The sequence below is a fragment of the Ancylomarina sp. YFZ004 genome, from assembly GCF_054254355.1.
The window spans coordinates 249,055-267,094 of sequence record NZ_JBTCHQ010000007.1 but is presented as its reverse complement, the minus strand read 5'-3'; the positions used below and the strand labels follow the sequence as shown (position 1 = coordinate 267,094).

At 34.3% G+C, this 18,040-nt stretch carries 15 protein-coding genes; 10 read left to right on the top strand and 5 right to left on the bottom strand.

All coding sequences use genetic code 11. The annotated features are described in order from the left end of the window. Nucleotides 1-523 precede the first annotated feature (523 nt). From ACXR6G_RS13000 to ACXR6G_RS12990, 3 genes are all read right to left on the bottom strand, one after another. Nucleotides 524-1,624 carry a tetratricopeptide repeat protein gene (locus ACXR6G_RS13000; protein WP_458361865.1) on the bottom strand — a complete coding sequence of 367 codons (1,101 nt, stop codon included), beginning with the start codon at nucleotides 1,622-1,624 and terminating at the stop codon, nucleotides 524-526. Nucleotides 1,625-1,742: 118 nt separating this feature from the next. Further along, nucleotides 1,743-2,999, bottom strand: coding sequence for a right-handed parallel beta-helix repeat-containing protein (locus tag ACXR6G_RS12995; protein ID WP_458361864.1), 1,257 nt, complete (start codon nucleotides 2,997-2,999; stop codon nucleotides 1,743-1,745). Between the two features lie 122 nt (nucleotides 3,000-3,121). After that, a complete protein-coding gene (locus tag ACXR6G_RS12990) occupies nucleotides 3,122-3,331 on the bottom strand; it encodes a helix-turn-helix transcriptional regulator (RefSeq protein WP_458361868.1) in 210 nt (69 codons plus the stop codon). Between the two features lie 552 nt (nucleotides 3,332-3,883). Between ACXR6G_RS12990 and ACXR6G_RS12985 the strand changes: the two genes are divergently transcribed. After that, nucleotides 3,884-4,075, top strand: coding sequence for a hypothetical protein (locus tag ACXR6G_RS12985; protein ID WP_458361863.1), 192 nt, complete (start codon nucleotides 3,884-3,886; stop codon nucleotides 4,073-4,075). A gap of 176 nt (nucleotides 4,076-4,251) precedes the next feature. On the opposite strand, the gene ACXR6G_RS12980 is transcribed toward ACXR6G_RS12985, so the two are convergent. Further along, complete coding sequence (locus ACXR6G_RS12980) at nucleotides 4,252-4,527, bottom strand: hypothetical protein (RefSeq protein WP_458361862.1); 276 nt, start codon at nucleotides 4,525-4,527, stop codon at nucleotides 4,252-4,254. Between the two features lie 898 nt (nucleotides 4,528-5,425). On the opposite strand from ACXR6G_RS12980, the gene ACXR6G_RS12975 reads away from it, so the two are divergent. After that, nucleotides 5,426-6,313, top strand: coding sequence for a TIR domain-containing protein (locus ACXR6G_RS12975; protein WP_458361861.1), 888 nt, complete (start codon nucleotides 5,426-5,428; stop codon nucleotides 6,311-6,313). Nucleotides 6,314-6,343: 30 nt separating this feature from the next. Beyond that, on the top strand, nucleotides 6,344-8,074 hold the full coding sequence (locus ACXR6G_RS12970; protein ID WP_458361860.1) for a restriction endonuclease: 1,731 nt from the start codon (nucleotides 6,344-6,346) through the stop codon (nucleotides 8,072-8,074). A 394-nt stretch (nucleotides 8,075-8,468) separates the two neighbouring features. Here ACXR6G_RS12970 and ACXR6G_RS12965 read toward each other — a convergent pair whose 3' ends face one another. Beyond that, on the bottom strand, nucleotides 8,469-9,203 hold the full coding sequence (locus tag ACXR6G_RS12965) for a DUF6261 family protein (RefSeq protein ID WP_458361859.1): 735 nt from the start codon (nucleotides 9,201-9,203) through the stop codon (nucleotides 8,469-8,471). Nucleotides 9,204-10,330: 1,127 nt separating this feature from the next. Between ACXR6G_RS12965 and ACXR6G_RS12960 the strand changes: the two genes are divergently transcribed. The 7 genes from ACXR6G_RS12960 to ACXR6G_RS12930 all read left to right on the top strand — a co-directional run bounded on the left by ACXR6G_RS12960 (nucleotide 10,331) and on the right by ACXR6G_RS12930 (nucleotide 17,758). Beyond that, complete coding sequence (locus ACXR6G_RS12960) at nucleotides 10,331-10,906, top strand: RNA polymerase sigma-70 factor (RefSeq protein WP_458361858.1); 576 nt, start codon at nucleotides 10,331-10,333, stop codon at nucleotides 10,904-10,906. A 74-nt stretch (nucleotides 10,907-10,980) separates the two neighbouring features. Beyond that, entirely contained in the window at nucleotides 10,981-11,946 is a 966-nt protein-coding gene (locus ACXR6G_RS12955; RefSeq protein WP_458361857.1) for a FecR family protein, read from the top strand. An 8-nt stretch (nucleotides 11,947-11,954) separates the two neighbouring features. Then, entirely contained in the window at nucleotides 11,955-12,410 is a 456-nt protein-coding gene (locus ACXR6G_RS12950; protein WP_458361856.1) for a hypothetical protein, read from the top strand. A gap of 45 nt (nucleotides 12,411-12,455) precedes the next feature. After that, on the top strand, nucleotides 12,456-13,136 hold the full coding sequence (locus tag ACXR6G_RS12945; protein ID WP_458361855.1) for a hypothetical protein: 681 nt from the start codon (nucleotides 12,456-12,458) through the stop codon (nucleotides 13,134-13,136). Between the two features lie 333 nt (nucleotides 13,137-13,469). Further along, the gene (locus ACXR6G_RS12940) at nucleotides 13,470-16,064 is read left to right on the top strand and encodes a TonB-dependent receptor (RefSeq protein ID WP_458361854.1); all 2,595 of its coding nucleotides are present in this window, start codon (nucleotides 13,470-13,472) and stop codon (nucleotides 16,062-16,064) included. An 8-nt stretch (nucleotides 16,065-16,072) separates the two neighbouring features. Continuing rightward, nucleotides 16,073-16,954 (top strand): DUF4249 domain-containing protein, encoded by an 882-nt coding sequence (locus ACXR6G_RS12935; RefSeq protein WP_458361853.1) that lies wholly within the window; start codon nucleotides 16,073-16,075, stop codon nucleotides 16,952-16,954. A 333-nt stretch (nucleotides 16,955-17,287) separates the two neighbouring features. Further along, entirely contained in the window at nucleotides 17,288-17,758 is a 471-nt protein-coding gene (locus ACXR6G_RS12930; RefSeq protein WP_458361852.1) for a PPC domain-containing DNA-binding protein, read from the top strand. Nucleotides 17,759-18,040: the final 282 nt, after the last annotated feature.

Genomic DNA, 18,040 nt, shown 5'->3' with positions numbered 1-18,040 from the left:
GTTTGGGGTAAATGGTTTGAGGTGTGAACTTACTACAAAAGCCTGGTGGATATCATCGGACTATTTTACCCTAAAATAGTGAGAATGAAGTAATGCCCTTTGACTCCATATACCGCAAGTCTGCGACTTGTGGTCCCTACCAGATGACGATACATTCGCATGAATTCTAAAACACAAGAGCTAAATTAAGGACAATCAAAAGCCCAACACATTTTTAAGTGTTGGGCTTGGTAGTTTTTACCGCGACTCCTAGATTTTCGGTAGTGCTTGTAGCCCCATTAGGACTTAAATCAAAACCACTCAGTATTGATTATTAGCTACTTATAGTCTTAACGATGAGTCAATGTACCCTAATTCGCCCTCTATTTCAGATTAAGCTTAGATTATTTATTCTGTCTCTCACCTTTCGTTTAAAAGGCAATTCTCTATTCACAGAATTAGACTGAACACATGTCATTTCTTATAAACTGACAACAAAATTATCTCGTTGTCAAGTATTGTCAATAATCAAATTTTAAATAAATTAAAATGGTGAAAGAAAATAACTCTGCTCATGTACAACAACATCCGGTGGACTGTAAATCGCTTTACCGGGTTTTGCGGATGCACGCGAATAAAATGGATCCAGTTCCTCAGCCATTTCCTTATACTTTTCTGCAAGCTCATTATTTCCGCCACGACGGTTTATCATAGATAGTGTCCCATAAGCCCATGCTTTCATTGGGTTAATTGGTTTTGGGGTAGAATTAATAAATTTGTTAAACTGCTCCTCAACCAAAGGTGCTACAGAGTCGATTAGGGCAGGGTTTCGCATAGCCTTCATCATATAATACCTGCCCAGATCTAAGTAAAGCACATTTTTTGATGGATCAAGATCGATGGCTTTCTGATAGTATTTATTTGCTTCGTCAATATTTTGCATGAGCAAATATACCCGGCCTAATGCTTGATTCACATCAGCATTTCCTGGCTCCCTTTCTATAATCTCTTTCCAGAATTTTTGATAATCGGCATCTTCAGGCATTAGTATTTCCCGTGCTTTTGCACCCGCCACAATATCTGCTTCTTCAAGTTCTTTGGCATATCTCTCTGCTTTTTCAGGATCGCCCCCCATGTTAACTGGTAATCCGCCAAAAAACTCAACTAGGGTTAATTTGTTTTCGTAATAGGAAGAATCTAATTGAAAAACTGAGTTATAAGTTTTCTCAAATTTATCAAGATATTCTGCTGCATTTTTGTTGCCCATTTGCATACCCATATAAAAGTGCAGGACTTCAATTTTACCTTTATATGAAAGATACATTGCGTTGTCCGGGTCATTTTCTACGGCCAAATGGATATGTTTCAAAGTCTCATCCAATGTTTCCTTTATCGCTCTAGGATTGGCCATTCCAATTTGGAGAGTGGTTCTGCATAATTCAAACCAGGCAAGTGCATCTTTTGGATTTTCATTAGTAATTTGTTCAAGCAATACTTTAGCGGAATCGGCATGTCCGGTTATCCTCAACTCGTAAGCTTCAAAAACTTTCTGATCCGCTTTTTGACTAGTAAAGGAGATTATCCCAGCACAGATCAATACCATAATAACACCCATTGACACTAAGCTAAATTTTGGTATTTTCATCTTTTGTGTTTTTAATCTTTTATTAAAATATAACTTATTAAATAGGCACTACTTTTTTTTACCCTTTAACATCGTGTGCTAGAAACGATTTTTGATACATCCAGTCAGGCATCAGGGCTCAATCACATTCTCTGCCTTCACCAATAATATTTGATGGGTCATCAACTCCGACACCGGCTACAACCTGGTTAATATTATTCTTAACTTCAAAATTCATTGGATTTATTAAGAACAAAGTACCGCCCAATATTGGATCTATAATACCACAAAAATCATTATTTACAATGCTCCAGTTATTTCCCCGTTCGGTGTAAAGACCAGTGTATCCACTGCCGTAAAATACATTGTTTTTAAGCTCTGTATTATCCATATCGTAGGTCGCCATGGCTACGCCTCCGCTAACGTTAATCTTGTTGTTTTTTATGAATGATTTTCCTACCGGCAATTCTGCATCAGGATTATTATTCAAATAAAGACTGGCCCTTTTGCTGTACTTAAAATCACAATTTACAATACGCCAACTATGTGATAAGCTTGATCTGACAGCATTATTATTATTATCAGTCTTACAATTTTTTACTGTTACTGTCGAGTTATTACCAATAAAAAATAGCGGCAAAATAGCTAAATGGGCATTTTCCACTTTAACATTTTTAGCTTCAAAACTGCCGATTGAAGCACCAAATGCAGCTAAACCTGCATACAAACTATAACCTTTATTCAAATACCTCCCATTTTCTTCCCCAATAACCGCGATATTTTTATATATCACATTCAAGTTAACCGGATTGACCAAATCATTATCAAGCTTCTTATACTGAACATGAAGAGCTTGCATTGAGTTTCCTTCTTCCGGGTCTTTACCTGGTACGTATTGATAATATGGTGTGGTTGGTTCATCCACTATAATTGTCATATCCGAAACTGCAACAGTCCGCATTTCTTTGTTATAATGATGAGCAAAACAGAACATAAAAAAACCATCTGTAGTCTTAAATGAAAATTCAAGCGGCGGGCATTCACTAACATCAAACAACTGTCCCGGCACAGTCTGTATGGTTGTTTTATCCATCCCAGAACCTTTCAGAGTTCCGTTAAAATCCCAACGAATTATACTTTTATGTAAATAAAATTGGCCTTCTGCAAGCTGAACAACTTCACCTGGATTGGCATTTTGCAGGGCATCGTTAATATTGTTCCAGTCTTCTTCTGCTTTAACAAGTACATCTGTTGCCATACTTGGCATAACTTTCGCTATGCCATTTTTAAGAGAATTCACAGACAAATCCTCATTTAGTAACTCATCCGTTTCTGAGCATGCCGTTAGCAGACAAATGCCCACAATTAAGAATAAATAATTTCTGATTGTTTTCATGATTTTGGATTTTCTTTAAACATTAAACGATAGGGTACACAAAAATAAAGGAATGAAACCCTGTGTTCTTTGCTTAATGTCCCAAAGATTTTCCTTGGTGTTCCAAATAGAGCAATTTGAACTTAATTGCGAATTTTACTCGGGTTCATGCCGAATTCTTGAGTAAAGACTATGCTGAAATGAAATATATCTTTAAATCCTGTTGCGTATGTAGCTTGCGTTGAATTGAGCTCAGATGTCATTAGTAATTCTCTTGCTTTAGGTAGGCGGATGGAGCACAGATACTCTTTTAGGTTTGTGTTTGTTAATGATTTGAATTCACGATGTAATATAGGTGCGACTCATGGCTATTAGACGTAATTCCAAACTTTCATTTTTCATAAATTTGTGTGGTTTGAGGTCGATACATAAAAAACTAAAAATGTATTTCACGGACAATTTTGAACTAATCAAGAGAACTGAATGTGTCCAATTCGCCTCATCTCTTCTTTCTTTCATCATGACTCACTTGATCCAGCAAACATAGCCGGAGTCAAAACCTAATCCTTTCATATCAAATCGTATTATATTAGACATCAGTATACAGATTAGCACACAAGTATACAACACGAGCATGTACTTATACGATAAGCATATGTGAAGGTTGCTCTGTATTTTACGAACGCAATTTAGACAGCAAAGACACCCTTCGCATCCTTTATCTAATTCGGCCTTACTGTATATTATATTGGTAACTAAAGCATCTTCAGTTACAGAAAATAAATGAGTGGAATAGATCTCTTTAAGAAAAAAAGAATGCCTTACCAAAAGGATATAAACTATTATGAAGAAAGGAAAATTTAGAATTACTGGAAAGACTCTTTTCGTAACAATTTGATGAATCAATGGATTCTGTGACGAATGGAAATAAAGCAGACCTGCACGCACAGCTAAAGGAAAAAGGCGTGGAACTATTAAGCGGAAGTATAGAAGAATCACCTATGGCTTATAAGGATATTTTTGAAGTGATGAAGCAACAAAAAAGCCTGGTGGATATCATCGGACTGTTTTACCCTAAAATAGCAAGAATGAAGTAAGCCTCACTTCATACGTAAGGCTCCGACTTGGGGGCATTGCATGAGGAAATTACAATTACATTTCTGTTTGAATGTGGGAGCTAAATAATTAACAAAATGACATAATTTCCAGAATAATCAGGTTTTATATGAGACAAAATGATGTCAGACTGATACGAATTAATTCCTTTGAAAAATCATTTATTGCTATCATATATATAGAACCCAACTATATTTTTGTCTTTATCTATTTTAATCCTTTTATAGGCTCTATAAAATTGATGTTCAGATGTAAGAGCAGCTGATGGAATAGCCGTTTTATTTGTATTCTCAATTAAATAAGATACCACAATCTCCCAAATTTTCTCGTTTGCTTTATACTCGGCCTGTTCAAGACGAAAATCCGGAGTTTCTAAAGCCGATAAACCTTTTAGTTGAATCGTTGCAATGTCAAGTAATTCTATTAAAGTCATTATTCTAATTTGTTTTGTTGGTATTAGTCATTAAACACAAGGGCTAATAGTACGCGTAGCAGAGGTGTGCTCTTCGTTTTACACAAGATACTATAAAAAAGATTAGCATGATAGTGTATCCTCCACGAGGAATGATTTTCATATTGCATTCATAGGCTACTCGTATAACTGCTACGCAGCACCCTTACCTAGCTTACAAACGCAAAATGGTCTTCTGATATGTAATCGGAAGACCATTCTTTATTTTTATTGAATTTTGCTTTATTCTTTCAAAATAAATGCTTGTTGGCACATTACCATGTCTTTATAGATAATCTCAAAAATCCATTCCCCAAACTGCATTTCCCAATCAAATTCAAATATAAAGAACCCCTAAGTCCCCGAAAAGAGGAATAAAAAAAACACCAACAGAAGCCCCTTTAGGGTTCCGAAAGCTTTCGGAATGGGGTAAATGGTTTGAGGTGTGAACTTACTACAAAAGTCTGGTGGATGTCATCGGACTATTTTACCCTAAAATAGTGAGAATGAAGTAATGCCCTTTGACTCCATATACCGCAAGTCTGCGACTTGTGGTCCCTACCAGATGACGATACATTCGCATGAATTCTAAAACACAAGAGCTAAATGAAGGACAATCAAAAGATAAAAGCTTGTATAAGAGCAGGTGCCTTTTATTTGTTTCGGATTAAATAACATGTTAATGAGCTTACGAGTAATTCAGAGATATCATCTACATATATTGAGCAGCAGAGGATCGCTAGCCATTCAATTTTAATATTGGTTTTTGTTTTCCATAATTATTGTACTAATTTCGTTTGAAGTTTGGTGAAATGTATTCAGTTGCAACTATTCAACTTCAAACAATCAAAATAATCTAAAGCCTAGATAAAATAGCATCATGGAAATAGAACCTAAATTAAAACCTCTCTACGCCAACCTGAAAAGATTAAAGATAGGAGATTACCTATATACAAAAGAATTTAAGTTATTAGCAATAGAAAATGACCTAGATGAAGATTGGGATTTTTGCTTGAAAGAAGTTTCTCAACTACATAATATTGTATTCTCAGAACATCTTGATTCAGAAGATAGAGAAAAAGCTCTTATTTTTCTAATGACTATCTGGTATGATGAAGGCTATGAATATTTTATGGGGTATGTAGCTATGCTTCTTTTAAGCTTTGCAGAGTGGCATTCTACAAAGTTAGATTTCAATTCATTACATGATAAATTAAAACAATTAGGTGTAAATGAACATGATCTTTTACAATTCACAAAAAAAAATAGAATTATCAGAGATTCTAAACCAGAAAAAATTGAAGAATGTATTTTTGAAACTAATGAGATTCCAAAAATCAAAGTTAATCCAAAAAAAGTTTTCGTAGTCCATGGACATGACGACAAAGCCCGATTAGAATTATGTAATATATTAAAAGATGACTTAGGAATGGAACCTGTTGTCTTGCAACAAGAATCTAATGTCTCAATAGAAACTATAATTACAAAATTTGAAAGATTAGCAGCTGATTGCTCTACTGCATTAATTCTTTTTACACCAGATGATAGTTCAGAAGGAAAATTTAGAGCTAGGCAAAATGTAATTTTAGAATTAGGCTATTTCCTTGGAAAATTTCAGGGACAAAAAAATCGAAGAATTGCTATAATAAAAAGAGGTGACATTGAAATTCCTTCAGATATTTCAGGTGTTCTTTACTTAGAATATCATAAGAATATGAAAGAAATATTTTATGACCTTCAGAAGCAATTTGAAGCATGGGAGAACTAATACTGGTGGTTATAATAGATAAGCATTAATATGTCAACAAAATCAAAAGGTGATATACTAGAGTCAATTACTGAAATACTAGAAAGAAGTCTTTCTAGTAAATCGACAGTTATTACCAAAAATAAAAAAATTGAAGATTTAGATGGACTCGTTCGAGAGGTTGACATTTATATTGAAACTATTGCTAACAAAAGAAAATTCAACATAGTAATAGAGTGTAAAAATTACAAAGAAGGATCTAGGATTGAAATAGATAAGATAAGTGCATTTTATGACAAATGTCAAAGGCTACCATCTATTCATAAAATGATTTTCCTTACAACAAGTGACTATCAAAGTGGCGCTATAATTAAGGCTAAATCCCGAAATATTGATCTTTATAGAATCACAAAAGAGTCGATTAATTCAGACAATCAATTAGGCATCGATAATATTTCTATTATAGAAAAAAAATGCAAAATACTGGGAATTAGGTTTAATAGTGATAAACTACGCCAAGATAAAATCTTCACAAACAAAAAACTAGAATTCTATAATAAAAATAAGGAGTCTCTTAAACATGATGATCTCAATCAAATTCTACTTGATTTACCTGAAATTTGGAGTTTCTTATTTACAAGATCAGGTCTTTTATTAAACTATAAAAAAATAATTTATCCAAACGTAAAGGCCGAAAACATTTACACTAATTATAATGGAGAGTATTACCCTGTCGAGTCAATACAATTTACCCTAGAAATTGAATACTCATACAAACCTCTCAAATTAAACAATATAAAAAAATATCAATCTCTTTCTGAAGAAACAACTTTAGCAATATTTTCAGACCTTGAATTTATAGCTAAAGGAATAAAGCATCAATTTTGCTACGTCAAGCCAACTGATGAAAATGAAGGGAAATTTTTCATTTCATCTCCTGATATAGAAAAACCAATTGAGTTAAAAACATTGGCAAGTTTTAAAGAAGGTCCAAAACCAATTTCAAAAGCTAAATCAAAAATTCGTAATATTCAGGTGTTGCCTTACGAGTATAAAATGGCTGATCAAGCTTTCAAAAATTCTACATCCAACTGTCAAGATGTACCAGAAACTAAAACCACAAATTTACGTAAGGAATTAAAATCAAGAAAATCTTCCATCTATTTAGGACTTGATGAACAAGAAAAAAAATTATTTTTTATGATACCCTTTTCTCGCGACAATAAAATTATTACAGCAAAATTCCCTGAACCTATTAGTTTGTATTTCAATCATTCCGTTGAACTATATACAAAAAGCTTATCTTATAGAGACACAATGGTTTCAAATTCTCCTAAAGATGAAGGTTTATTGATGCAAGACGACAGCTATCACAAATTTTTACAATACAGTATTAGTAGTATACTTATGCTTCATTCAGCAATAGAATTGTTTATAAATTCCAACATTAAAGATAATTTCGAAATAGAACTGGACGGTAGGCGCTTAAACAAGAAAGAAATCGAAGAAGAATTGACTCTAAGTCAGAAAATAGAAAAGATTATACCACTAATTAGCACTTTTAAACTCAACTCAAACAAAAGAATCATAAATAGCTTGATAAATTTAAATGAGTTAAATGAAGAATTACAAAACTTAAAAACTTCAGGTTCTATTGGTCAACAATTTCTTGAAACATTTGAAAAGCTAATACAGTTTAAAATGGATTATTGCTTTGAATCGACTAAAAAACTTTTTAAAAAAGTGAATAAACATTATATTCTAAATGAATTTGAAAACTAATCTATTATCTTCTAATAGTATAATAAATTTAGCTTTAATAAGCTGATTTAGGCAGAATTCTAAAGTAGTGATATACCAGCAAACTGTTTGAATTATCAAATTTGCAGTACCCACACAGTACCTATACGACATATAACCTTATTTTACTACAATTGTGGTGATACTGGCTTGATCAAAAAAAGGAAATACAAACGTATCTCCTTTTTTTATATCCCTAAATGAGCTCTTCCTACTATAGACTCTGCCCCAAACTGTGACACTCAACTAACAAGGAATCAGCTACAGAATTGAGAAACTGATTTAAGTAGATAAGTCCAATCAAACTTGCACCCATAAAAAATCCCCCAAAAGCATAAGCGTGCTTCAGGGGGATCAGCTAAAAAAAAATCTGGTTTTAATTTTGTTCTGTTTCTTCAGTTTTGTGAGTCGTTCTCATTTTAATTGAGATTTCTAATTTCTGGATACTTTCGTTGATCTCTTTAATGATCTTGTCGAGTTCGCCCCCCGGTTCAAGTGCAGACATAGATACCAGATACATAAACATACTATCTAAACTCACTGAAAGTTTCTGACGCAAGAACTTGGTATTATCATCGCGTTTTTCGCTCACGAATTTACTCTTACGGGTTTCAATAGCCGAAACCAAAATATTGAGAGCAGACTCAATCTGGTCAATATTTTCTTGAATAGCCAGAGTTTTGATAGCAGCTTTAGCCTCCTCTTTGTTCATACAATCGCTTAGAAACATTCTGGCACTGGCATTTTGCACCGGATAGCCTTCGTTGTGTAAATTGTAACCATGTGTTTTACTTAGCTCTATCAGAGTCTTAGCTGCCTCACGCTTGTCAGCATCGGGATGCAGCTCTAATGCCTTACAAACAAACTTAAAAGCCCTCCATGCATTATTAAAGGCCGCATCAGCTATTTCAACACTATGAGTTTCACTTACTGTGCTCAGCTTGTTTAAATGGGTCTTTAAATTACCTACCGTTGTTTCAACTTTAGTGTAAAAACCTAATACATTAAACTTACTCCAATCGTAAGCCTTTGTAATTTTAAGGACATGGTCTCCAAGAGAAACAAATTCGGCATTTCTTAGCCTGGCTTCATTAAAACTATCAATTTGCATATGTCTATAATTTTTGAATTGGTCATCTGACACGCCCTGTATAGCCTTTATTCTGTGAGTAAATCCCAATTGTTCAGGATGACTCATGAGCATCTCATCTCCCAAAATTTTTAAAATACAATCAAGAAGTTACGACGTATTCAAATATCAATCAAGCATATACACAAATAAAAACAGTGCAACACCTTAACACACTTGCATTTATACAGTAAAACTAGGGCTTTGGGAATACATGACAGGTTAAAGAACATATGATTAACATCATAAACTGACAAACAATCAATACAAAACAGAGGTTTGCCCCTCAAAACCATTTAACATTGGATTAAAAACAGAACTTAAAATGCTTTCTACTCAAGTAAAGGGGTCTTTTATACAGCCCAAAGTACCATCTACCATTAGGCTTGATACTCAGTGGAAAAAAAGGATACAAAAATTGAAATGGACGCTTCTTTATTATCCATAAATAGGCATATACCTAAGTAAATGGCCCAATTATTATAAGAAAAGGTTCATTTACCCAAGTCAACACGATAGTGTGGGAGGAAAAAGCAATATTTACCCAAAAATATGATCGGATAGCCTCAATAAAAGAGGCCTCTACTCGGGTAGATGGTACTAAAGGCTATATTGGAATACCTTCTACTCAAGTTTACCTATCCTGTTTCACAACAGCAATAGCATCTAGCCAAATCGTAGCCACTACCAGCCCCATAAAATAAACTTCAATCCGAGTAGGTCGCTTTAATTTTCAAATCCTTTTCTATAAACAGCTTTACTCATATTGTATGTAGGGAAATTGATATTATAAAATCTGTAACTTTAATGAGACATTTCAATTGGGAAAAACACGTACTTTTTTTTTAAAAAAAATAAAATTTATTATTTCCCTTCTTTCAGTATTAAGACAGAATATTTTAAAAAACCCCTAGTTGAATTTTAATTTAATTCAAGAAAATATATTAGCCTTATTATATTCGTTGTAATTACTTATCGAAATATTACACTTTGAGTAAGTGTATTTACAATCTCAATTGTCATAGAAGAATTAGCGCTTATAATGAATAAAAAAAAGATAAGCGGTTAGCTATATATTAAAGCACTTATCTGTAAACAGAGAAACATATATGACCCATCAGCAAGCAAACCAAGCATTGGTTCTGGTAAACGAAACAAGTATAGAACAGTGGTATAATTCCTACTATTCCTTACTATGTGTTTATGCCAATAAATTTTTAAAAGATCTCGATCTTTCGCGCGAGTTGGTGCAAGATGTATTTGTAAATCTTTACGATAAAAAAGAGGCTTTAAGCATACATACATCGGCTAAATCTCATCTGTACCAATCGGTAAAAAATGCCTGCCTCAACAGCATTAAACAAAAAGAGACACATGCTTTGCATCACGAGAACATTAAGTATTTAAATGGGGATTACAGCTACGAAAATGATGAGCTGTATGGGCAAAGCGAATTAGAATACGAGTTATATAAGGCCATTGAGGAATTGCCCGAAAAATGCCGCGATATTTTTAAGATGAATCGTATGGAGGGATTAAGCAATCAGGAAATAGCCGATTATTTGAATATCTCGAAACGCACAGTAGAGACACAAATTAGTAAAGCTCTAAAAACCCTTCGCAATCAACTAGCTCCTAGCCTACTTAAAACTATTTTCTTGTTCCTATTATCGAGCATAGAATAAAAAAATGAGTTTTTTTTTAATTAGAGGTACGTGTTATCAGCACTTAACTTGTCTTAGTAACAGAAAAGCATAAAATGGAAGATCGAAATCAACATATCAACGAGGTAGTTTTGCAAAACGTATTGCAAGGAAGCGCCAGTGCAGCCCAGGAAAAAGAGCTAAACGAATGGTTGCAGGCTTCGGATGCCAATAAAGCGCTTTTCGAAAAAATGAAACAGATTTGGTCGGCCAGTAAGCAGCTAAATGAATTTTCGGAAATTGATAAAAAAGCCGATTGGAAAAAAATACAAGCCAAACGCCGAGCAAAAAAGAAAAGATTAGGCCCCTGGCTAAAATATGCTGCTGCTGCCGTAATGATCACAATGGGTGTGAGCCTGATTTATCTGCACGAAAACACAGCTGGTTTTGGCAAAATTGCTCAAACTAAAACAAAGCAAGAGCAGAGCGAACTCCTACTTGCTGATGGCACAAAGGTGTATTTAAACAAAAATAGCAAGCTGATTTATCCCAAAGAATTTGGTACTGATAAACGATTGGTAAAACTACAAGGCGAAGCATTTTTTGATGTGAAACCGAACCCTAACAAGCCCTTTATTATTGAATCGGGCGAGGCTATTATAAAAGTTTTAGGCACCAGCTTTAATGTTTATAACAAAGCTGATAACAGTACCGAGTTAAGTGTGAGAACAGGTAAAGTGAGTCTGAAATCGAAAAAACATAGAGACCAAGAATTAGTATTGGTAAAAGGTGATGTCGGTTTACTTAGAAATCATAAAGTGATTAAACTGAAATCGAAATTTAAGAATCAGGATTCGTGGAGAACCAGGGCACTTAAATTCCATCAGGCACCCCTAACACTGGTTTTAAAAGATTTAGAAAAGCACTACCATGTGAAATTTGAAAATAGAAACCAGAAAATAAAGGATTTAGAAATCACCCTTGCTTTCGATAATGAAGAAATTGAAAAGGTTATTCATCAGCTTGAGTTATTGCTGCAAGTAAAAATTATAAAACACAAAAATATCTATATCATAAAATAAAAATCGAAATGAAAAAAGTATTAGTATTAGCAATTATTGCCTTAGCATTTGTATTCGAATCGAACGCACAATCAGTAAAATACAAAATAATTACTTCAGTTGAGTCTATCGTACCAATGGGATTGGGTCGTTCTAGAATTATCGAAGAAAAGAATCCTATGGATGCTCAGAAATTTACGACAGAACGTACCGATGGGAAAAAGAGTAAGCAAAAAAGTGTAAAACGTAAGGATGCCAAAGTGGATAAATTTGCTGAAACTAAGCTTTTAAACTTCTACTCAATTGCAGGTATCAATTTCCAGAATATCGCTTCGAATGATGCTCTTTTATCATCGAAAATTAACACACTTGTTAGCGAAGGATGGGAATTAGCTTTTGTGAACTCTGCTGTTGAATCGGATAGTGGTAAGGGCGATGGTAAAGGTCTTTTTATTACGCGTTACATCTTTAAAAAGCAGATATAAGGAACTGAAGATAAGATAGGGCTCCATCATCTTAAATAAACAACTATGATATTAAAATCCATATTTACTGAATTGAGGATAGATTGGAGTTTACGAAAATCTATCTTAAAACCATACTATTCAGCACTGCACCGTGTACATAACAAATATGTGATGCTTAATTGGACTAAACAGAAAGGAATTATGCGCACTTCGGATAAAATAATGAATGTATTTATAGGTCTGATACTCCTTATGGGAATCAGTTCTTGTTCTGAATCACCTCTTTCAGATGTTGAAATTCACAATCCATCAAGTCTGTACATTTCAGCGCATATTTATCAGGATTTCGATAATAATAAAGAATTGATTATTAAGGTGAATGATAAAAATGGCAATTATGTAGACTTGCTAAACGGTGGTGTATCGGTAAATGGAAGAGACTGTGATTTGAAGCATGCTAGTTTTGGTGGACTGGGTAAAACCTATGTGTATTACCCTAACTATTATAATGATGAGTTTAAAGTGGAAATTTGGTACAACTCTCACGACTCATATACTTTTTATATTGAACCGCCTTATTTTCCAGGTTTCATGACCAATAAGAGAATTACTCATGTCGATTTACGACACTCAAGAAATAAGTTCACGGGGCAAAACACCTATACAGGAACGCCATTTCATAATAGAGAAATTGATTTCAATTTCGATATCATGAAAGAAGAATCACAAATGAGAATAAAATAAGTTTTTTAATAGATGATGTATTCATAGTCATTTTCGACAAGAGCCCCACCGATATTTCGGTGGGGCTCTTGTATTCATACCAGATTAACATCAAAACCGATCTTATAAGATGTTTCTTTTTACCTATATCATCGTTAAAAAAGATGCAAGGTAACTCGGCTATCTTTTACTTTTTTGCCTCGATATAGCTAAAAATTATTCCATCTTATTTTAAGATAATTTTGAAATTAAATTGGCATTATAAGTGAGTAAAGAAGAATCATTTAAATAATATTGTGAAAACTGAAAATTCTATACAAATTTGCGCCTGTATCGATTTATATACAATCACCTATGAAACTTATACTTACTCTTCTTTTCATATACCTGCTAACTATTTCATCATTTGCTCAAAAAGTAAATTTGAAACAGAAAATTAATCTACAAAAGCAGACTTACATCATCAAGCAAATTTTCAACGAAATACAGAAGCAGACAGGAACTGAGTTGAGCTACACCAGCCAATTTAATACCGATGAAAAAATCAGAATCAAATCAACGACTGCCAGTCTTGATCATTACCTTGAACAATGTATCAACACTCAAAAATTCCGTTGGGTATTAGATGAAAATAAGATTTTTATTATCGCCATCCCTTTAGAGGAGCAAACAATTAGAATCAGCGGTTTTATTTATGATGCAGATACAGGCGAGAGTCTGATTAATGCCAATATCTACAATCCAAATAATCATATAGGTACAGTGAGCAATAACTTTGGATTCTTTAGTTTTAAACAACAAAAACTAAATGCCCAAGTCAGAATATCATACGTGGGTTACGAGGATACCAATATTGATCTATCGCAAAGTTCCGACACTGTTGTCAACATCAAACTAAAAGCCCAGAAGATACTAAATGAGGTAAAAGTGCTTGCTGATGAAAATGCCAATAATATTAATCATCTATTTTTAAGCACCTATAATATCACCGCTCAGGATTTAAATAAAAAATCGGTAATGGGTGAAGATGATTTTTTTAGAAATCTACTCTATTTACCAGGTGTGCAATCGGCAAACGAGGCTTCTAGCGGTTTAATTGTTCGTAGTGGTTCTCCCGATCAGAATTTAGTTCTATTAGATGATGTGCCTGTATATTATCAATCTCACCTTTTGGGCCTATTTTCTGTATTTAATCCCGATGCCATTCATCAAGCCCGATTGATAAAAGGTGGTTTCCCAGCACAATATGGGGGACGTATTTCATCCGTTTTGGATATCAGAATGAAAGATGGCAATAATAAGAGAATTGAAGGGAATTTTTCGATAGGTCTACTCACCACAAAACTAAATATTCGAGGGCCTATTATTAAAGAAAAAACCTCTTTTAACCTTTCCTTACGTCGATCGTATTTAGATCTAATTTCGTCATCACTACTTAATTTAGCCGATTCTGATGTTAAATTTGCCTACTACTTTGGGGATTTAAATTTTAAACTCTCACACAAATTCTCGAACAGAGACAAACTGTATTTAAGCACCTACTGGGGAGGCGATTTAGCAAAACTAAAAGCAAAAGACGTTTCACTTTACGATGATGAAACACAAAAAAGCACCAATAAAGTGGGCTGGGGTAATTTCACCAACTCCCTGCGGTGGAATCATGTTTATAACGATAAACTATTTGGAAATACGTCTCTCATTCTAAGCCGTTACACCTATTTGGTAAAGGATATTCGTGAAAATAAAGACGAAAACAATGAATATAAGGAGAGTTTTTATCATGAATTCTATTCTGGCATACGCGACTATTCAATAAAATCAGAATTTGACTATATCCCTCAAGCCAAATATTATTACAAGTTTGGACTTGAAGCCAATTTTCATCGAACCAAACCCGGAAGTAATATCTACCGAAATGCACAAGCCGATAAAGAAAGCTCAATAACGGATAGAAGCATTAATGCCTTAGAATTGGCTCTGTATTTTCAAAATCAGACCCAATGGAATAAAAAACTGCTTACAAATTTTGGATTCAGATTTACCTCCTTTATGCTAAAAGGTGAAAATTATGCTTCGTTCGAACCCAGATTAACGGCACAATACCGTTTAAATTCTAAACTGAGCTTAAACACGGGCTATTCGATGATGTCGCAGTATATGCATTTAATTACATCTAGTACATTAAGTCTTCCTACTGATGTGTGGTTGCCTGTGGGTGAAAATATCAAACCCATTAGGTCTCATCAGTTTAATATGGGTAGCATTTGGCAAATCGACAATCAATGGTTAGTTAATTCGGAACTGTTCTACAAGTACACAAAAAACACTTTAGAGTTCAGCGAAAACTCCTACCTCTACGAAGGAGTACACCAATGGTCGCGTATGGTTGAAGCCGGAAAAGGCTGGAGTACCGGCTTCGAATTATTGATCAAAAAACACAAAGGGAACACTCAAGGGCATTTGGCTTATACGCTTGCAAAATCGGCGGTTGAATATAAATACTTGAATAAGGGGAAGGCTTATCCCTCTCCTTACGATAGACGTCATGATCTCTCCATACAAGTGAGTCAAAAACTGAGCTCGAAAATCGATATCAATATCAATTGGATTTTGGGTAGTGGTTTACCACTCACCATCCCCAATATGTCGGTGAATACCATTTCGCCCTATCAGCCCATAGAAATTACCGAAACGCCTGTTTTCTCTGAACGCAATTCTGTTCGCATGCCAAATTACCATAGAATGGATATTTCTATCAATTTTAAGAAGAAGAAAAAGCGCGGTACACGTGTTTGGAATCTGAGTTTTTACAATATCTATAATCGAAAAAATGCCAGCTACGTATACTTACAACAAAAATATACGGATCAAGGCAAATCAAAATACAATATCAAGCAATTGAGTTTTTTTGGTTTTATACCTAGTGTTTCTTATTCCTATCAATTTTAGTTTCTGTTATGAAGAATTACATCATATATTTCATCATCATTCTATTGGCAAGTTACTCTTGCGAGGATGATATTAAGTTGGATTTAAACCCTGGCTCGCCTGTAATGGTCGTGAATGCATTGGCAGGTAATGACAGTTTGGTGCGTGTTCATGTTTCTTTGAGCAAACAATTGCAAAATAATGATGCCCAAAAGACATTGAACGATGCCACATTGAGCATCTATGAAGAAGGTAAACTACTCGGGAAATTAAAAACAGCCGAAGATGGTTGGTACGAAATACAATCCAGGTTCCAGGCAAATTTGAATTACCGAGTTGTAGTGAATCATCCTCAATACGAAAGTATCAGCGCCGAAACTCGAATTCCATCCGAAATTGAAATCAGTAATTGTAAAATGACAAAAAGTGAAACTGCTTATCATTTACAGCTCGAATTTCAAGACAAATCCTATAGTAAAGATTATTATATGATATTGCTATATGCAGTAACAAATGAGGTGATAAATGGCGAAAACTATCAACAAAATACCCTACTGTCCTATTATAGTGAGGATATTATTTTTGAAGATAACTTATTAGAAAACACGACTGATTTAGAACGAAATCTGCTGAAAGGGAGTCTTTGTTTTTCGGACTATAATAACAATGGTGAAAAGTTCGATATCAGTTTTTATGCCCCAATTGATTCTTCTGCTAACGAGATTCGGACTTTCAAAGTCAAACTATTACATATCTCGAAGGATTATTATGCCTACGAGCGCTCAAAAAAAATGATCTCGAATCGTGAAGATTTGCCTTTTTACAAAAAAATCGACCTACACTCAAATATTAATGGGGGTGCAGGCATTTTTGCAGGCTATACGCTTGATGAGTGGGAAATTACAGACTAAACCCAAATCATTCTGAAAATCACCACTTAATTTCTATTTTTTCAGAAACCAGGCTACCTTTCTATGCTTTTGTTTTTCAACTTATTTGTGCTACTTATTCTAATGTTTAGAGTAAGTAAAATCTCTGACACCTTTTTTTGCAGCAGCCCGAGGAGAGAACGCCATATTTCTTATTTGTTGTACAGAGCCAAGTTCTAAACAAATAAGATTCAAGACCTGGAACGATGGAAAGCTTTTGAATTGCATGGATTTTTTCCGTGAAAACATTTAGTCCTCTGTTGGCTCTAAAAGTTTTTATATTTTCTAATTTTACATTTTCCTAAAAATTTATCTATGTTGAAATTGAACAGCTATCTCATTCTTGCAATTTTTATCAGTTTGGTTTCTTGCCAGCAAAATAGTGTTGAAATGCATGCTCTGCGATTGCGTCCAGGGATGGATTTAAAAAAAGAAATGGCACAATTCGTTGCAAGCAATCAGTTGCAATCAGCATCGATTTCTACTTGTGTGGGGAGTTTGAGAGAACTCACTATTCGTCCAGCAAATCAAAAAGAGCTTCTACATTTGCGAGGTCATTATGAGATTGTTTCCCTTACTGGCACATTTGCAGACAATGGTAAAAACAATCATATTCATATCTCGGTATCCGATAGCACAGGCAACACGATCGGTGGTCACCTGGTAGATGGTAATATCATTTATACAACTGCAGAGATTGTGCTTCTCAATAATAAAGGGATGAATTTCACACGGGTTATAGATCCTGAAACGACATTTTACGAATTAGAGGTCGTTGATAATTAAACAGAACAGCTTATCGCAAGCTTATATATTTACCAGCAATTATATAAGGTATTGAAAGAGTTAAGCTCCTAATTTCGTCACAAATTTGGTAAACACTTGAGACAAAGCTAAAGCGTATTCAATCTGTTTGCAGCATCCAAAACTTCGTTTTAAATCTATCCAGTTAAACTTGACCTGTATGTTCAGTTGTGTGTCCGAAGCCTTCAGAGATGAGTGCAGTTGGTATGCCTAAACATTTTGAAATCCTTGCCCAGGCTCTTGGTTATGCTAAAATTACTGTAA

Bases quoted from the DNA above. Each gene is read 5' to 3' on its own strand.
- ACXR6G_RS12930 (WP_458361852.1), top strand. From the start codon at position 17,288: ATGTTGAAATTGAACAGCTATCTCATTCTTGCAATTTTTATCAGTTTG.
- ACXR6G_RS12935 (WP_458361853.1), top strand. From the start codon at position 16,073: ATGAAGAATTACATCATATATTTCATCATCATTCTATTGGCAAGTTAC.
- ACXR6G_RS12945 (WP_458361855.1), top strand. From the start codon at position 12,456: ATGATATTAAAATCCATATTTACTGAATTGAGGATAGATTGGAGTTTA.
- ACXR6G_RS12950 (WP_458361856.1), top strand. From the start codon at position 11,955: ATGAAAAAAGTATTAGTATTAGCAATTATTGCCTTAGCATTTGTATTC.
- ACXR6G_RS12940 (WP_458361854.1), top strand. From the start codon at position 13,470: ATGAAACTTATACTTACTCTTCTTTTCATATACCTGCTAACTATTTCA.
- ACXR6G_RS12980 (WP_458361862.1), bottom strand. From the start codon at position 4,527: ATGACTTTAATAGAATTACTTGACATTGCAACGATTCAACTAAAAGGT.
- ACXR6G_RS12995 (WP_458361864.1), bottom strand. From the start codon at position 2,999: ATGAAAACAATCAGAAATTATTTATTCTTAATTGTGGGCATTTGTCTG.
- ACXR6G_RS12955 (WP_458361857.1), top strand. From the start codon at position 10,981: ATGGAAGATCGAAATCAACATATCAACGAGGTAGTTTTGCAAAACGTA.
- ACXR6G_RS12985 (WP_458361863.1), top strand. From the start codon at position 3,884: ATGGATTCTGTGACGAATGGAAATAAAGCAGACCTGCACGCACAGCTA.
- ACXR6G_RS12965 (WP_458361859.1), bottom strand. From the start codon at position 9,203: ATGCAAATTGATAGTTTTAATGAAGCCAGGCTAAGAAATGCCGAATTT.
- ACXR6G_RS13000 (WP_458361865.1), bottom strand. From the start codon at position 1,624: ATGAAAATACCAAAATTTAGCTTAGTGTCAATGGGTGTTATTATGGTA.
- ACXR6G_RS12960 (WP_458361858.1), top strand. From the start codon at position 10,331: ATGACCCATCAGCAAGCAAACCAAGCATTGGTTCTGGTAAACGAAACA.
- ACXR6G_RS12975 (WP_458361861.1), top strand. From the start codon at position 5,426: ATGGAAATAGAACCTAAATTAAAACCTCTCTACGCCAACCTGAAAAGA.
- ACXR6G_RS12970 (WP_458361860.1), top strand. From the start codon at position 6,344: ATGTCAACAAAATCAAAAGGTGATATACTAGAGTCAATTACTGAAATA.